At 56.9% G+C, this 16,111-nt stretch carries 18 protein-coding genes and 1 riboswitch; of the genes, 7 read left to right on the top strand and 11 right to left on the bottom strand.

The window, feature by feature from the left end; all coding sequences use genetic code 11:
* Nucleotides 1-27: 27 nt before the first annotated feature.
* Both ASD8599_RS01315 and ASD8599_RS01320 read left to right on the top strand, forming a co-directional pair.
* Entirely contained in the window at nt 28-882 is an 855-nt protein-coding gene (locus tag ASD8599_RS01315; RefSeq protein WP_108826871.1) for an SDR family oxidoreductase, read from the top strand.
* A 69-nt stretch (nt 883-951) separates the two neighbouring features.
* A complete protein-coding gene (locus tag ASD8599_RS01320; protein WP_181364375.1) occupies nt 952-1,767 on the top strand; it encodes an ion transporter in 816 nt (271 codons plus the stop codon).
* Here ASD8599_RS01320 and ASD8599_RS01325 read toward each other — a convergent pair.
* From ASD8599_RS01325 to ASD8599_RS01355, 7 genes are all read right to left on the bottom strand, one after another.
* Complete coding sequence (locus ASD8599_RS01325) at nt 1,717-2,358, bottom strand: androgen-induced gene 1 family protein (RefSeq protein WP_108826872.1); 642 nt, start codon at nt 2,356-2,358, stop codon at nt 1,717-1,719. The two genes, ASD8599_RS01320 and ASD8599_RS01325, sit on opposite strands and share 51 nt — an antisense overlap.
* Before the next feature lie 65 nt (nt 2,359-2,423).
* Nucleotides 2,424-4,364: a 1-deoxy-D-xylulose-5-phosphate synthase gene (gene dxs, locus ASD8599_RS01330; RefSeq protein WP_108826873.1), complete on the bottom strand. Its 1,941-nt coding sequence runs from the start codon at nt 4,362-4,364 to the stop codon at nt 2,424-2,426.
* Nucleotides 4,365-4,374: 10 nt separating this feature from the next.
* A complete protein-coding gene (locus tag ASD8599_RS01335) occupies nt 4,375-5,241 on the bottom strand; it encodes a polyprenyl synthetase family protein (RefSeq protein ID WP_108826874.1) in 867 nt (288 codons plus the stop codon).
* A gap of 6 nt (nt 5,242-5,247) precedes the next feature.
* Nucleotides 5,248-5,490, bottom strand: a complete 243-nt coding sequence (locus tag ASD8599_RS01340; RefSeq protein WP_108826875.1) for an exodeoxyribonuclease VII small subunit — start codon at nt 5,488-5,490, stop codon at nt 5,248-5,250.
* Nucleotides 5,487-6,413 (bottom strand): histone deacetylase family protein, encoded by a 927-nt coding sequence (locus ASD8599_RS01345; RefSeq protein ID WP_108826876.1) that lies wholly within the window; start codon nt 6,411-6,413, stop codon nt 5,487-5,489. Before ASD8599_RS01345 ends, ASD8599_RS01340 begins: the two co-directional genes overlap by 4 nt.
* Nucleotides 6,414-6,487: 74 nt before the next feature.
* On the bottom strand, nt 6,488-7,189 hold the full coding sequence (locus ASD8599_RS01350; protein ID WP_108826877.1) for a response regulator: 702 nt from the start codon (nt 7,187-7,189) through the stop codon (nt 6,488-6,490).
* Nucleotides 7,186-7,686 (bottom strand): MarR family winged helix-turn-helix transcriptional regulator, encoded by a 501-nt coding sequence (locus ASD8599_RS01355; RefSeq protein WP_108826878.1) that lies wholly within the window; start codon nt 7,684-7,686, stop codon nt 7,186-7,188. The genes ASD8599_RS01350 and ASD8599_RS01355 overlap by 4 nt, the downstream gene beginning before the upstream one ends.
* A 153-nt stretch (nt 7,687-7,839) precedes the next feature.
* Between ASD8599_RS01355 and ASD8599_RS01360 the strand changes: the two genes are divergently transcribed.
* Complete coding sequence (locus tag ASD8599_RS01360) at nt 7,840-8,709, top strand: branched-chain amino acid aminotransferase (RefSeq protein ID WP_108826879.1); 870 nt, start codon at nt 7,840-7,842, stop codon at nt 8,707-8,709.
* Entirely contained in the window at nt 8,710-9,051 is a 342-nt protein-coding gene (locus tag ASD8599_RS01365; protein WP_108826880.1) for a nuclear transport factor 2 family protein, read from the top strand.
* Between the two features lie 36 nt (nt 9,052-9,087).
* Here ASD8599_RS01365 and ASD8599_RS01370 read toward each other — a convergent pair whose 3' ends face one another.
* The 3 genes from ASD8599_RS01370 to aroC all read right to left on the bottom strand — a co-directional run bounded on the left by ASD8599_RS01370 (nt 9,088) and on the right by aroC (nt 12,240).
* Nucleotides 9,088-10,032 carry a cyclase family protein gene (locus tag ASD8599_RS01370; protein WP_108826881.1) on the bottom strand — a complete coding sequence of 315 codons (945 nt, stop codon included), beginning with the start codon at nt 10,030-10,032 and terminating at the stop codon, nt 9,088-9,090.
* Nucleotides 10,033-10,113: 81 nt separating this feature from the next.
* Entirely contained in the window at nt 10,114-11,058 is a 945-nt protein-coding gene (locus ASD8599_RS01375; protein WP_108826882.1) for a DMT family transporter, read from the bottom strand.
* Between the two features lie 81 nt (nt 11,059-11,139).
* The gene (aroC, locus tag ASD8599_RS01380) at nt 11,140-12,240 is read right to left on the bottom strand and encodes a chorismate synthase (protein ID WP_108826883.1); all 1,101 of its coding nucleotides are present in this window, start codon (nt 12,238-12,240) and stop codon (nt 11,140-11,142) included.
* A gap of 89 nt (nt 12,241-12,329) precedes the next feature.
* Nucleotides 12,330-12,433, top strand: a riboswitch (TPP riboswitch).
* Between the two features lie 33 nt (nt 12,434-12,466).
* Here aroC and thiB point away from each other — a divergent pair.
* The 3 genes from thiB to ASD8599_RS01395 are packed head-to-tail and all read left to right on the top strand — an operon-like array spanning nt 12,467 to nt 15,655.
* Nucleotides 12,467-13,444 carry a thiamine ABC transporter substrate binding subunit gene (gene thiB, locus ASD8599_RS01385; RefSeq protein WP_108826884.1) on the top strand — a complete coding sequence of 326 codons (978 nt, stop codon included), beginning with the start codon at nt 12,467-12,469 and terminating at the stop codon, nt 13,442-13,444.
* The gene (locus tag ASD8599_RS01390) at nt 13,420-14,979 is read left to right on the top strand and encodes a thiamine/thiamine pyrophosphate ABC transporter permease ThiP (RefSeq protein ID WP_108826885.1); all 1,560 of its coding nucleotides are present in this window, start codon (nt 13,420-13,422) and stop codon (nt 14,977-14,979) included. The genes thiB and ASD8599_RS01390 overlap by 25 nt, the downstream gene beginning before the upstream one ends.
* A complete protein-coding gene (locus tag ASD8599_RS01395; RefSeq protein WP_108826886.1) occupies nt 14,963-15,655 on the top strand; it encodes a thiamine ABC transporter ATP-binding protein in 693 nt (230 codons plus the stop codon). The genes ASD8599_RS01390 and ASD8599_RS01395 overlap by 17 nt, the downstream gene beginning before the upstream one ends.
* Here the strand turns inward: ASD8599_RS01395 and ASD8599_RS01400 are convergent.
* On the bottom strand, nt 15,647-16,078 hold the full coding sequence (locus ASD8599_RS01400; protein ID WP_108826887.1) for a 6,7-dimethyl-8-ribityllumazine synthase: 432 nt from the start codon (nt 16,076-16,078) through the stop codon (nt 15,647-15,649). The genes ASD8599_RS01395 and ASD8599_RS01400 overlap by 9 nt on opposite strands.
* Nucleotides 16,079-16,111 lie beyond the last annotated feature (33 nt).

Below are 16,111 nucleotides of genomic sequence, written 5' to 3' on the forward strand. Positions count from 1 at the left end.
CGGCGCACCAATTGTCACCTATGGGAAATGACACACACTTTGCTTTCATTCGGGCACGGCTATTCGGCCCGCGCATTGACATCTTTGTTGCAGCCGCATGGGTGGCGCATCATCGCAACCACGCGCAGCGCTGAAAAGGCAAAAGCGTTGGCGGCAACGGGTGTGGAGGCATTGATCTGGCCGGGCACCGACATGACAGAGGCCATCCAAAGCGCGGACCACATCCTCATTTCTGCGGGACCGGATGGGGATGGCGATCCGGTTTTAACGCAATGGCGCGAGGCAATCGCAAAACATGCCGCGCAGATTCGGTGGGTGGGTTATCTTTCCACGACGGGTGTTTATGGCGATCACGGCGGGGGCTGGGTCGATGAAAATACGCCGCTTCAACCTTCGACCAAGCGCGGGCAGTACCGAAAAGAAGCAGAAGAAGGGTGGGGCGCCATTCCCGATCTGCCACTGCACATCTTCCGGTTGGCTGGAATTTACGGCCCCGGCCGTGGCCCTTTTGCCAAAGTGCGCAATGGCACCGCCCGCCGTATCATCAAAAAAGATCAGGTGTTTTCGAGAACCCATGTGGAAGACATCGCGCAAATTCTGGCTGCATCTATTGGGCAGCCCAATCCGGGGGCAGCCTACAATGTGTGCGACAATGACCCTGCGCCGCCCCAGGACGTGATTGGTCACGCGGCAGAGTTACTTGGATTGCCGATCCCCGAAGCAGTTCCCTTCGAGACGGCAGAGATGTCCCCGATGGCGCGCAGCTTCTACGCGGAAAACAAGAAAGTGCGCAACGACCGGATTAAAGATGAACTTGGCGTTGTGCTTAAATATCCGACGTACCGTGAAGGCTTGGCTGCTCTGTTGGCACTTGATGCTTAAAACTGGGCGCAGTCCCTTGTTCGTATGTCCGGCGCATCGCATATAAGCGCAAACCGCAAGAGGTGTGCGATGACGTTGCAAGACAAAACCAAAGCCTTTCTGGCCCGCCCCGGGGTCAGCAACTTTATTGTTGGGGTGATCCTGTTCAATGCGGTCATTCTAGGGCTTGAGACTTCCAAGCCGGTCATGGCGGTTGCGGGTGATTTCATTCTGCTGCTGGATAAAATCTGCTTGTCGATTTTTGTGTTGGAACTTTTGGCCAAGCTTTTCGCTTATCGTCTTACGTTTTTCCGCAACGGTTGGAATGTCTTCGACTTTGTCATCGTTGGTATTTCGCTGGCCCCCGTTGGCGAAGGGTTCTCGGCGTTGCGCGCGTTGCGTATTTTGCGGGCTTTGCGTGTCATATCCGCCGCCCCCCGCCTGCGCCGCGTTGTCGAAGGCTTCATCACGGCTTTGCCCGGCATGGGGTCGGTGTTTTTATTGATGGCGCTGATCTTCTACATCGCGTCTGTGATCGCGACCAAGATGTTTGGCGAAGTGTTTCCGGAATGGTTTGGCAGCCTTGGACAGTCCGCCTATTCGTTGTTCCAGATCATGACATTGGAAAGCTGGTCCATGGGGATCGTGCGTCCCGTCATGGAAGTTTATGAATACGCTTGGGTCTTCTTTGTGCCGTTCATCATGGTCACGACATTTGCGGTTGTGAACCTGTTGGTGGGTTTGATCGTAAACTCGATGCAGGACGCCCATGCCGAAGAATCCAACGCCGAAACCGGAGCATACCGCGAAGAAATGATTGCCCGCCTTGCATCACTTGAGGCGAAACTGGATGCCTTAGCGTCCGTGTCGCAGGACCCAACCGACAAGCCCAAAGACAACAAGTAGCGCCAGCGCGACACCAGCGTTAAGACCGTAAAACGCGGCGCGTTCAGCCAGTTCCATGTTGTTCAGGAAGGGATAAGGCAAACCCGACGTGATTGAACCAGGCGAGCTGTCGCTTAGGCGCTGCACCACCAGTTCGGTCCAAGCGACGTAGGCGGCAATGATCCCGAGAAGCGGCAGTGCTGCCCGCCACGTGCGCCTGAAGACCCGGCCAATGAACAGTGCGTCGATGATTTGCAACGCTGGTCCAAGCGCGTGCAAATAGTATTCCTGATGCCAGATGACCGGCCCGTTGTTGTTCACCAACGCCGGATCCGTGAACCACAGTTTCCAATAAAGGTAACACACCATCACATTCAGAACGGCCGCAGTTTGGGCTGTGACCTCATGTTTGCGCGTGATCCTGTCTTGGGACAGTGCCAGCATCCGAGAGGCGGCAAAGAACGATGCAAACAGCGCCCAGATTGTGAGGAACCGAAATGGCCCGCCAAAGTGGTCGTAACTGGCGGTAAATGTCTGATAAAGACAGTATCCCGCCGCCAAAAGGAACACGGTCCAACGATAGGTCAGGATTGGTTTGCTGTGGATGTCCATGATGCCCCCTCAAGTTCTCACAAACTGTGGGGGCAAGATGGTGTTGCGTAAAGGGCGACCTTGGGTCAGGCCCGTGCTTCGCCAATCGTTGCAACGCCCAAAGTGTTTAGGACTTTCGCTTCGATATCTGACGCGTTCAGCTTGGCGTCGGCGTACATGTCGGCGGGGTTTGCATGGTCGATGAATGTGTCTGGCAGGACCATGGAACGATATTTTAGCCCTGTGTCGAACACGCCTTCTTCGGCCAGCAATTGCGCAACATGGCTACCAAACCCGCCCACAGCACCTTCTTCGATGGTGATCAGCGCCTCGTGGGTAGCGGCCAATTCAAGGATTAGGTCGCGGTCCAGTGGCTTTGCAAATCGCGCATCGGCAATGGTGGGCGTGATGCCCTTCGCGGTCAGCGCTTCGGCTGCTTTTTCGACTTCGGCCAGCCGTGTGCCAAAGGACAGTAAAGCCACCTGTTTACCGTGTCGGATCATACGGCCTTTGCCAATTTCCAACGGTTTGCCGCGTTCGGGCATGTCGACGCCATTGCCTTCACCACGCGGGAAGCGGAACGCAATTGGGCCGTCATCGTGGGCGGCGGCGGTGGCGACCATATGGGCCAGTTCTGCCTCGTCTGCTGCGGCCATCACGACGAAACCGGGCAGGTTCGTCAGATATGCGACGTCAAATGCGCCTGCGTGTGTCGCGCCGTCTGCGCCCACCAGTCCGGCACGGTCGATGGCAAAGCGCACGGGCAATCGCTGGATGGCAACGTCATGCACAACTTGATCGTAGCCGCGTTGCAAAAATGTGGAGTACATCGCGCAAAACGGTTTCATCCCGCCCGCGGCAAGGGCCGCTGCAAATGTCACGCCGTGTTGCTCTGCGATGCCCACATCGAAACAGCGGGACGGGTAGCGTTCAGCAAACAGGTTCAGCCCAGTGCCATCGGGCATGGCTGCGGTGACAGCGCAGATTTTGTCGTCGTCTGCGGCTTCTTTCAGCAGGTGTTCTGCAAATACTTTGGTGTAGCTGGGCGCGTTGGACGGCGCCTTTTTCTGCTCGCCAGTGACCACGTTGAACTTGGACACACCGTGACCTTTGTCGCGGGCTTCTTCGGCGGGGGCATACCCCTTGCCTTTTTTGGTGATGACATGGATCAGAATAGGGCCGGTGGCGCGGTCTTTGACAGTGCGCAGGACGGGCAGCAGCTGGTTCATGTCGTGGCCGTCGATGGGCCCAAGATATGAAAACCCGAGTTGTTCGAACAGTGTCCCGCCCACGGTCATGCCTTTTAGCATGTCCTTGGCCCGTTTTGCGCCTTCGCGGAATGGTTCGGGCAAGAAGCTGATCGCCCCTTTGGCGGCGGCTTTCAGATCTTGAAAGGGCTCTTCCGCGTAAAGACGGCTGAGGTAGCTGGACATTGCACCCACAGGCGGGGCGATGGACATTTCATTGTCGTTCAGGATCACAATCATGCGTTTTTTCAGATGGCCTGCGTTGTTTAACGCCTCATAGGCCATGCCTGCACTCATGGATCCGTCACCGATTACGGCAATCGCGTCGCCCAAGCCTTCGGGCACGTTGCCGCCCAAATCACGCGCCACGGCAAAACCCAAAGCGGCAGAGATCGACGTTGAGGAATGTGCGGCCCCGAACGGATCGTAGGGGGATTCAGAGCGTTTGGTGAAGCCGCTCAGCCCGTCTTTTTGGCGCAATGTGCGGATGCGATCGCGTCGTTCGGTCAGGATTTTATGTGGATAGCACTGGTGGCCCACGTCCCAGATAATCTTGTCTTTGGGGGTGTTGAACACGGCGTGCAAAGCGACGGTCAGTTCGACCACACCAAGGCCGGCACCCAAGTGTCCCCCCGTAACAGAGACCGCAGATACCGTTTCAGAACGCACCTCTTGTGCAATTTTGATCAGCTCTGCATCAGAGAACCGTTTCAGGTCTGCGGGACGTTGGACAGTGTCCAGCAGCGGGGTGTTCGGGCGATCATTTTTCAGGTCGGACATTGCCGTTTTCCTAGCTTTTGCGTGCGACGACGAATTGGGCGGCTTGGCGCAGCACTTCGGCGTCCTCACCATATACACTTAAGGCATCCGAGGCCGATTCCACCAACTCATTGGCGCGGCGTTTCGCCTCGTCTAGCCCCAGCAAGGACACGAATGTGGCTTTGCCTGCATCAGCATCTTTTCCGGTTGCCTTGCCCACGGTTTCCGCGTCGCCTTCCACGTCAAGAACGTCATCGGCAATTTGAAAGGCGAGGCCAAGGGCATGGGAATAATCCCGCAAGGCTGTGGTATCAGCCTGAGCGAGACGCGCACCCGCCATAGCAGACCATGCGATCAACGCACCGGTCTTGCCTTGTTGCAGGTGGGTGATTTGGTTCAGCGTTAACGGGGTTTTGGCGGTTTCTGCGGCTATATCCAGTGCTTGCCCCAAAACCATGCCTTGCGCGCCGCTGGCGATGGCAAGGCTTTGCGCCAGATCCGCACGCACTTCACCGGTGCCAGCCCGGGGGTCGGTGACAAGTTCAAAAGACAGCGTTTGCAAGGCATCACCGGCCAGAACCGCCGTCGCTTCGTCCCATTTTTTGTGCACTGTGGGTTGGCCGCGGCGCAGGTCATCGTCGTCCATGCAGGGCAGGTCGTCGTGGACCAGTGAATAGGCGTGTAGCGATTCGATGGCTGTTGCGGCCCAAATCGATGTGGCGTCAGGAATGTCGTGCAATCGCGCAGTTTCCATCACCAGAAAACCGCGCAGCCGCTTGCCGCCGTTGGTGGCGTGGCCCATGGCCTGAACAACAGGAAGGTCATCGAGACGTCCCAAAACAGTATCAAAATGCGCTTGCACTGCAGCGGCGCACACCTTGAGGCGCGTTTGAAACATAAGCGTTTACAGCCCTTCGACGGGTTTCAAACCTGTGGGGTTGCCGTCGCTGTCCAAGGTGATGGCTGCCACCTTTTCCTCGGCCTCTTTCAGTTTTGTCTCACACCGCTTTTTCAAAAGCGCACCACGTTCGTAAAGCGCGATGGATTCGTCCAGCGCCACATCGCCGCGTTCCAGCTGGCCCAGAACCTGTTCCAGTTCGGCCATAGCCTGTTCAAAGCTCATCTCGTCTACAGCTGTGTCACTCATGTCGCGGCCTTTATCAGTTCTTGCACATGTACGCGTGCCGAAGCGGCCAGCGCATCCAGATCATAACCGCCTTCCAACACCGATACCACCCGGCCTTTGCACAGGTCTTGTGCAGTTTGCAGGATCATTTTCGTCATTTTGCCAAAGTCATCGGTAGACCAATTGAGATTTGCCAAAGGATCGTCCTGATGGGCATCAAAGCCCGCCGAAATCAAAATCATTTGGGGCTTGAACCGGATCAAGGCAGGCAAGACTTTGCTTTTGTAGACGTCTATTGCATGTGCGCCATCCGACGCCGGCGGCAAGGGCAGATTGATGATTGTATCATGTGGCCCGCGTTCGGATGCATCTCCGGTGCCGGGCCAAAGCGGCATCTGTTGTGAGGTCACGACCAAAGCGCGCGGATCGTCTTGAAGCAGTGCTTGGGTGCCGTTGCCGTGGTGGACGTCGAAATCGACAACAGCAACGCGGTCGAGGCCGTGATGATCAAGCGCATGTTTGGCGGCGATTGCGACATTGCCAAACAGGCAAAACCCCATCGGCGTTGTTTGTTCGGCGTGGTGCCCTGGTGGGCGGGTCGCAACAAATGCGTTTGCGACTTCGCCGCCCATGACCATATCGACGGCTTTTACAGCGCCACCTGCCGCGCGGTAGGCGGCGTTCAGTGATCCGGGTGACACAGAGGTGTCGGCATCAAGGGCGGTGTACCCGTCTGCCGGAATGCTGTTTCGAATGTGGTCGAGGTGCGATTGCGGATGGCAGCGCAACAGGTCTGCATCCGTGGCCATGGGAGCATCTGTGCGTATTAGGTCCAGATCTTCAAGCGCTTCGAGAATATAGTGCAGGCGCGCGACCTGTTCCGGTGCGCCGGGTGGATTCACGTGGGACAGGCAGTCGGTGTGTGACAGAAGGACAGTGGTCATGGCTAAGGCTTTCGTCTGGGGAAGCGCAGTGTTTGAAACACTGCGGCGCGTTTTCTTTCAAAGAAAACGACGCGCTAGTCCGGCGCAAGCATGTATCCTGCACCGCGTACCGTTTGCAGGTAGCGTGGCTGCTTGGGGTTGGCTTCGATCTTGCGACGCAGCCGGGTGATTTGCACGTCAACCGCGCGTTCCTGCGCCTGACCACGATCGCGGCCCAGATCTTCGACCAGTTGCGCACGGCTGATGGGCTCTCCGGGTTTGGCGGAAAACAGCTTCATCAATTGCATTTCTGTGGCTGTCAGGCGCACGAGGTCTTCGCCCTGCCACATCTCTCCGCGCTCCATGTCGTAGCGGATGTCGCCCAGATGCAAAATCTTGGGTACAGTGTCTTCAGCAGGGGTCTCAGGCATGCGCCTCAGTACGGCGTTGATCCGCAACAGCAGTTCTTTGGGTTCAAAGGGTTTGGGTAGATAATCATCGGCCCCGGCTTCCAATCCTTCGATCCGGTTGTCGGTTTCGCCTTTGGCGGTCAGCAGCATGATCGGTGTGGCGTTGGTTTCGCGGATAGATTTGCACAGCGAAATCCCGTCTTCACCCGGCATCATCACATCCAATATCATCATGTCGAAATCAAGCCCCGACAAGATGCGCCTTGCATGGGCGGCATCGCGGGCGGCGGTCACCAGAAATCCGTTTTTCATCAGAAACTTCTGCAACAGAACCCGAATGCGTTCATCGTCATCCACAATCAGCAGGTGGGCGTCTAATTCGCTCATTGGCCGCTCTCTTTCAGACGCGTGTAGGCACGTCGCATTTCAGGGTCCATCATGGCTTCGAGCACGGTGCGAAATCCTGCAACCGCGTCGGGACCAGCGTCACGAAACGCTGCACGCATACGTGCGCGTTGCGCGTCCGATAGGGTCTGCTCCAATTGCTTTCCTTCCTCGGTAAGATGTAGGTGGCGTTCGCGTTTGTCCGATTTGCCTACGGTGCTTTCGACAAGACCATCGGCAATCAACGTCCGCAACACACGATTGAGCGATTGTTTCGTCACCCCGAGGATATGCAACAAATTGTTCACCGTTGTGCCCGGGGCGCGATTGATAAAGTGGATGGCGCGATGGTGGGCCCGACCGTACGCCATATCGCCCAAAATCCGGTCGGGATCGGCTGTGAACCCACGATAGGCGAAAAACATCGCCTCGATTCCTTGCCGCAATTGTTCATCGGTGAGGAACAAAAGGTTCTCGCCCCGGTACGCTCCGTCTGACATCACTTCGTCCCTCTTCACGCCATTTGTTACAGCATACGTCAGTGTTGTTGACATTCCAACATCAAACGCCTAGCTAATCACAGGTTTTGCGCAATTTTATGTCCGAACCGGACGCAATGGCGCAATTAATGCAAAATAGGAAAGGGCTTGGCTATGGCTGGCGGATATGATGATCGCGACGGTAAAATCTGGATGGACGGCCAATTGGTCGAATGGCGGGACGCAAATGTCCACATTCTGACCCATGCCATGCACTATGCGTCCTCTGTCTTTGAGGGCGAGCGTTGCTATTCCGGCAAAATCTTCAAGTCGCGTGAACATTCCGAGCGTCTGATCACATCTGGCAAGCTGATCGACTTTGATATTCCTTACTCTGTCGATGAAATCGAAGCGGCCAAGCAAGCGGCTTTGGACGCAAACGGTCTGACAGACGCGTACGTGCGTGCTGTCGCATGGCGCGGGGCAGGCGAGGACATGGGCGTCGCATCAGCCCGAAACCCTGTCCATATGGCCGTGGCCGTTTGGGAATGGGGCAATTATTACGGCGACGCCAAAATGAAAGGCGCCAAGCTGGACATCGCCAAGTGGAAGCGTCCATCGCCGGAAACCGCACCGTCGCAAGCCAAGGCCGCTGGTCTTTACATGATCGCAACCATGTCCAAACACGCAGCCGAAGCCAAAGGGTGTTCCGACGCGATGATGTTCGACTATCGCGGTTATGTGGCCGAAGCGACAGGCGCCAACATCTTCTTTGTGAAAGACGGTGAAGTGCATACGCCATTGGCCGATGCATTCCTGAACGGTTTGACCCGTCAAACGGTCATCGAGATGCTTAAGGAAAAAGGCGTGAAGGTGAACGAACGCGTGATCATGCCCGAAGAGCTGGAAGGGTTTGAACAATGCTGGCTGACAGGCACCGCCGCTGAAGTGACCCCTGTTGGGCAGATTGGTGACTACAACTTTGAAGTCGGCGCTTTGACGCGTGATATTTCGGAAAGCTACGAAAAGCTGGTGCGCGTCTAATTGGACTATTCCGCCTTTGCGATAGAATGGGAGGCCGCATGGAACTCCCATTCCCTTGACCGCATCCTGGCGCATTATGCGCCGGATGTGGTCTTTCGATCCCAAAAAGCGATGCGTTTGGTCGGCACGGGCGAGTTGCGCGGCAAGGACGCTTTGCGCGACTACTGGTCCCGCGCATTAGAGGCGCAACCCAATCTGTCTTTTGTGGTCGTCGATGTGATGCACGGCTACGGCATGTGCGTAATCACCTACCGCAATCATCGTGATGTACTGGCCGCCGAGACACTGCGGTTCGGCCCAGATGGTCTGGTGGTTGAAGCGTCGGCGTGTCACGCGAAGTGATATATGCGGCGAGGCTTCCCGCCGCACATGGATGTTTTAGTACAACGCCACTGGATTTATCATCGCTTGTACCGATCCTTTGATCCGCGCCTGACCCAGCACGAACATGAATTCATTTACGCCATCGCGCAGGACGGGGCCTGTGTTCATGGTTTCCAGAATGTAGATACCGTTGTCTTTTAGAAGGGTGACGTGGCCGTAAAACAGCTTGTCGCCTTCAGCAGGAGGCACGGATTCTACGCCCCAAGTGTCAGCACCCACGGCCATCGGGTTCAGCGACGCAAGGTAGACCGCGCCCTCGTTGTTCAGGCCCGGCTCTGCGCCACCCCATGTGGCAGGTTCGCTTTCGAATTTACCGTCGGTCCAGCCTGTGTGGAACAGGATGATGTCCCCTTCGCCCATGGTCACGTTTTGGGCTTCGGCGGCGGCTTTGATTTCGGCCTCACCAAAGTGTTGACCGGCTTCCATCGTTTCCACGCCAAAGTGTTTGGCCATGTCCACGATCACTGCGCGTCCGACAAGTGGCGGCACGTCGTGGGTGCCAAGTTTCGTCAAGCCTGTGATGACGGAAATCTCTTTTTCATCGAGGCAATTGTAGTATTTGCCGTTCTCGCCAAGGTGGCCAAGGCCGTCCAGTTGCGAGCCGATCCCGATCCATGTTTGCAACACGTCGTCATTATAGTTGCCCTCATAGCCAAAGCCGCTGAGCTTTTGGCCGCCTTGCTGGTTGGGTTGCACGACTTGCAGGTTCAAAGACCGTGGTGGGAAGGCGGGCGTATCAGAGCCGATGGTGATCCCAAGCGGCATGGATTTGCCCTGTTTGATCAGTTTGGACGCCATCAACGTGCGTTCTGCCGTCACAAGGTTTGCCGACCCAATTGTGTCATCGGCCCCCCATTTGGATGGGTTGCATTCCGCCCATACGGCCCCTGCTGTCAGTGCCAATGCACATGTCAGTCCGGATAAGTATTTGATGTTCATAAAGTTCCTCCCAGAAATTTGACAGGGACCCCGGTTTGCCGGGTGATTCCCTGCGCTGGGGTTACTCTAGCACAGGTTGCGCTATTCGCCTTTTGGTGCCGTTGCGGCACGGGATTTGGCGCGGTCCATGCCAAGCTGGCGTTCGCGCCAAATAATGATGACGCCGCCTGCAACAACCAGCCCGGCACCCAATGCCATATTCAGTGTGACTGTTTCCGAGAATATCACGTAACCGATGATGCTGGCGAAGATCAGAGAGGAATAGTCAAACGGGGCGAGCATGGAGGCTGCACCAAAGCGGTACGAACTGGTGACCATGATCTGCGCCACGCCGCCAACCAGTCCTGCACAAACGACCAGCGACAAGGCGTAGGGCGACGGCCAAACCCAACCAAAGGGGATCGACAACAGCGACAGGCATGTGGCTGTCAGTGAAAAGTAAAAGACGATGGCTGCTGTGTGTTCTGACGCCACCATCTTGCGCACATGGATTTGCACCAGCGCCCGCAACAGTGCAGCGGCAAGGGTCATAAATGCCCCGAGGGTTGCGCCCGTGGTAAGGGTATCTGCGTCCAACGACATGCGCGGCGCCATCACGATCATTACCCCAAACAGGCCCAAGGCGACGGCAGACAGGCGAAAGATACGCACGCGTTCGCCTAGAAATACGGCAGCTAGGATGACGGTGAACATAGGCGTCGCATACCCGATTGCGGTGGCTTCTGGCAGGGGGATCAACATCAAACCGCCAAAGGTCAGGATCATCGCCGAGGTTCCAAACACCCCCCGCCAAATGTGGTTGAGCAGATTGTTGGGGATCAGACCTTCACGCAATTCGCCGCGTTGGGCCAACCAAAGTAGAATCACAGGGATCGCGCAAGACGAGCGGAAGAAAACAGCCTGTCCTGGTGGTACTTCTTGGGTCGCTTCTTTGATCATTGCGGCCATGCACATGAACAGGAACACGGCTGTCAGTTTCAGCGCGATGGCGGTGCTGGGGCGGTGTTCTATGTGGGGTTTGTCCATTTTTGGCGTGGAGCCTTTGGTTGGTTTTGGATTGGGGCTCTGCCCCAAACCCCGAGGTTTATTTGGCGAGATGAAGGGGGATCAGCCTATATGGCCTTGGTTTTCGCCTTGTTGGCCGCGGTGCATCAGGATGTGGTCAAGGATCACGCAGGCCATCATGGCTTCACCGACTGGAACGGCGCGGATGCCGACGCAAGGGTCGTGGCGGCCTTTGGTGATGATGTCGGTTTCCTCGCCCGTTTTGGTGATGGTTTTACGTGGGGTGGTGATTGAGGAAGTGGGTTTTACGGCGAACCGCACCACCACGTCTTGCCCTGTTGAGATCCCTCCTAGGATGCCGCCTGCGTGGTTGTCTGAAAAGATCGGGCCATCTGGCCCCATGCGAATCTCGTCCGCGTTTTCGGTGCCCATCAGGGTTGCGGCGGCCATGCCTTCGCCGATTTCCACGCCTTTGACGGCGTTGATCGACATCATGGCGGCGGCGAGGTCTGTGTCGAGTTTTGCGTAGACTGGTGCGCCAAGCCCTGCAGGCACGTTGCGGGCTGTGACCTCGATCACCGCACCCACGGAGTTTTGCGATTTGCGGATCCCGTCGAGGTAGGTCTCCCATTCTTTGGCCGCCTCAAAGCTTGGCACCCAGAAGGGATTTTGGTCGATGGCGTCCCAATCGAAGGTGCTGCGGTCGATATGTTTTTCGCCCATTTGCACCATGTAGCCGGTGATTTTCAGGTCAGGGGCCAGCAGTTTGATCGCTTCGCGTGCGATGCCGCCTGCTGCCACACGAGATGCAGTTTCACGGGCAGAGGACCGCCCGCCGCCGCGATAGTCGCGGATGCCGTATTTCATCCAGTAGGAGATATCGGCATGGCCGGGGCGGAATTTTTCGACGATGTCGCCGTAGTCCTTGCTGCGCTGGTCGGTGTTTTCGATCAGTAGCTGGATGGGGGTGCCGGTCGTCTTGCCCTCAAACACGCCTGACAGGATTTTCACCGCATCGGGTTCTTTGCGCTGCGTGACGTTCTTGCCAGTGCCGGGTTTGCGCATGTCGAGCCAGACTTGCAGCATTTCAGGCGTCACGGGCACGTTCGGCGGGCAACCATCCACGGTCGCCCCAATAGCTGGCCCGTGGCTTTCGCCCCAAGTGGTGACGCGGAACATATGGCCGAAGGTGTTGTATGACATGGAGCTTCCCCTTTATGCGTTCTGTAACTGCGTGTGCGCAGGCCCTCAAGGGGTTTTGCCTTGCGCGTCTTTGCGCGACCTCCTATGCAGGCGCTACCTCGGGGGGCTTTTTCAAAAGCTGAGATTGCAATTCTGCTGACCCGTTGAACCTGAACCGGCTAACACCGGCGGAGGGAAGGTAACGGCAACAGCCCCCTTTTCCCTATCGCCGCAAAAGGAGGATGCCATGAAGTATCTTGCATTTGCAGCGGGCGTTTTGACTGCAACCTCGGCACTTACCGAGACGCCTGAACTGACTGTTTACACCTACGATAGTTTTGTCTCTGACTGGGGCCCCGGCCCTGCTGTGAAGGCGGCGTTTGAGGCGGAATGTGCCTGCACGCTGAACCTTGTGGGCGCTGGCGATGGCGCGGCCCTTTTGGCGCGTGTGAAGCTGGAAGGCGCGCGCACCGAGGCGGATGTGGTGTTGGGTTTGGATACAAACCTGACGGCAGCGGCCAAGGAAACTGGCCTGTTTGCGACGCATTCTGTTGAAGCAGAGTATGCCCTGCCAATCGAATGGTCCGACGACACATTTGCGCCCTACGACTGGGGGTATTTCGCTTTTGTGCACAACGCGGATGAGGCGGCGCCCACCAACTTCAAAGCGCTGGGCGCGAGCGACAAAAAGATCGTGATCCAAGACCCCCGTTCTTCGACCCCCGGTCTGGGATTGTTGATGTGGGTCAAGGCGGCTTACGGCGACGAGGCGGCGGATGTTTGGGCCGAACTGGCGGACAATGTTGTCACGGTCACTCCTGGCTGGTCCGAGGCGTATGGCCTGTTTCTGGAAGGTGAGGCGGACATGGTTCTGTCTTATACGACCTCTCCGGCCTATCATTTGATCGCCGAAGAAGACGCAACCAAAGCGGCTGTGGCATTTGACGAAGGGCATTATTTGCAGATCGAAGTTGCGGGCAAATTGAAAGGCTCTGACCAACAGGAACTGGCGGATCAATTCCTGCAATTCATGGTGTCGGATGCGTTCCAGACGATCATCCCCACAACGAATTGGATGTATCCTGCGGTGACACCTGCGGGCGGTTTGCCCGACGGGTTTGAAACACTGATTTCACCGGACAAAGCGTTGTTGGTCCCAGCGGATGAGGCAGATGCCTTGCGTGATGTTGCGTTGCCTGAATGGCAAAACGCGCTTTCCAAATAAGCCATAGGCTTGGGGTCAGCGCCGCGGTTTTGATCGCGGCGCTGATCCTGTCCGCATTGCTCGCTGTGGCGATGCGCGCGGAGGGTGAATTTGCCATGACGCCTGCCGATTGGGCGGCGCTGCGGTTCACCATTTGGCAGGCGATCTTGTCTGCCTTTTTTTCCTGTTTGTTTGCCATTCTTGTCGCTCGTGCCTTGGCGCGTCGTCGCTTTGCCGGGCGGTCGTTGTTGATCACGCTTTTGGGCGCGCCTTTTATCCTGCCTGTGATCGTGGCGGTTTTGGGCTTGCTTGCGATCTTCGGGCGCTCTGGTCTTTTGAATGATGCCTTGCGTGCGTTTGGCTTTGAAACAGTCTCTATCTATGGGCTTTTTGGTGTTGTTCTGGCGCATGTGTTTTTTAATTTGCCGCTGGCCACGCGCCTGATGGTGCAGGGCTGGCAAAGCGTGCCGGCTGAACGGTTTCGTCTTGTGGCACAACTGGGCATGCCACCACGCATGGTATTTCGCCTGATCGAATGGCCTTTGATTTTGCGCATTGTGCCGGGGGCCTTTGCGCTGGTGTTTGTGATTTGCCTGACCAGTTTTGCGGTTGCCTTAACCCTTGGCGGGGGGCCGCGTGCGACCACGATCGAGCTGGCGATTTATCAGGCGTTTCGTTTTGATTTTGACCTTGGTCGGGCGGCTGTTTTGTCGCTTTTACAGATTGTGGTGGCGGGGGGCGCAGCGGTGCTGGCGCTATGGTTGATCCCGCCGGTCAGCTTTGGCGGCGGCTTGGACCGGATGCAAACGCGATGGGATGTGCGCGGTGGGCTTCAGCGCGGCATCGATGCCAGTTTCATTGGCGCGGCGGCGTTGTTTCTGATTTTGCCTTTGGCGGCGATCACGCTGTCGGGTTTGCGTGGCTTGGGTGATGTGCCTTTGCATGTTTGGGGAACGGCATGGACATCGCTGTGGGTTGCATTGGTTTCTGTTCTTGCTTTGCTGGCCCTTGCTTTGCCGTTGGCGGGTTGGATTGCCACAACGCGTCGCGCATCGGTGGAAACGGTAGGCCTGTTGGGTTTGGCGGCATCTCCGCTGATGATCGGGACAGGGTGGTTTATCATCATCTTCCCGTTCGCGGACCCCGCCGATTGGGCCTTGGTTGTGACAATCTTGGTCAACGCATTGATGGCTTTGCCTTTTGCCTTGCGTATTTTGGTGCCGGTGATGCGCGAAACGGTGCAAAGTTATAGCCGTTTGTCGCAAGCGCTGGGGTTGCAAGGTGTGCGGTTGTGGATGTGGGTTTTTTTGCCGCGATTGCGCCCGCAGATCGGGTTCGCAGCTGGTTTGACGGGGGCATTGTCGGTGGGCGATCTTGGCGTTATCGCGCTGTTCGCGGACCCGGACCGCGCAACGCTGCCACTGCAGATGTACCGTTTGATGGGCAGTTACCGGTCTGAGGCGGCGGCAGGCGCGGCTTTGATTTTGCTGGTTTTGGCCTTTGGGCTGTTCTGGATTTTAGACGCTTGGGGGCGGCGCAATGCTATCGCTGAATAATGTTCTGATGTGTCAGGGTGCGTTTTCGCTTCGCGCCGATTTGATGATTGAAGCTGGCTGCAAGGTTGCTGTGATTGGGCCGTCCGGTGCCGGAAAATCGACACTGGTGAATGCGATATGTGGCTTTGTGGATGTGGCCGAGGGGCAGGTGCAACTGGACGGGCGCGACATTACCCAAGCCCTACCATCCAAGCGCCATATGGCGATCCTGTTTCAAGACAACAACTTGTTCCCACACCTCAGTATTGCGCAGAATGTTGGGCTGGGAATACGGCCAGCGATGCGTCTGTCACAGGCCGAAACCGCACAGATTTCCGTCGCTTTGGATCGTGTAGGGTTGGAGGGATTCGAGGACCGCAAACCAGCCGCTTTGTCGGGTGGCCAGCAAAGTCGCGCAGCTTTGGCGCGGGCTTTGGTGCAAGGCAAACCGTGGATGGTGCTGGATGAACCGTTTGCGGCTTTGGGGCCGGCCTTGCGGGCAGAAATGCTTGATCTGGTTGCGAGTGTCGCGATGGAAACCGGGGCAGGGGTGCTGATGGTGACCCACAGCCCCGACGACGCGCGGCGATTGGCCGATCAGGTCATCTTTGTCGCAGATGGTGTGGCAAACCCGCCAGTTGCGACGGCGGAATTGTTGGACAACCCGCCGTCTGCCTTGAAAGCGTATTTAGGCTAGCGCTTTGTGCGCCCCTACAATTTGCAACGCAGCCGCCGCGGCCTCTCGGCCTTTTTGCACAAAGTGTTCGCGGTAGATTGTGTTGTGATGATCCGTTTCCTGATAGTGGTGCGGTGTCAGGGAGACCGACAGCACAGGCACGCCGGTGTCCATTCCTGCCCGCATCAGGCCGTCAACGACGGCAGAGGCTACAAAATCGTGCCGGTAAATCCCGCCATCGACCACGAAAGCCGCACAAACCACAGCATCATATTTGCCTGATTTTGCCAGCGTTTGCGCCATAAGCGGCATTTCAAACGCGCCGGGCACATCGAAGGTGTCGATTTGGTCCATGGGGATGGTTTCTGAAAACCCGTCAAGGCTGCGGTCCACAATATCTGCGTGCCATGCGGCTTTGACAAAGGCGTATCGGGTGTGTGTCATAATAGTTCTCCTTTAGGTTCGACACGTCACCCA

This window comes from Ascidiaceihabitans donghaensis (assembly GCF_900302465.1).
Taxonomy (GTDB): Bacteria; Pseudomonadota; Alphaproteobacteria; order Rhodobacterales; family Rhodobacteraceae; genus Ascidiaceihabitans; species Ascidiaceihabitans donghaensis.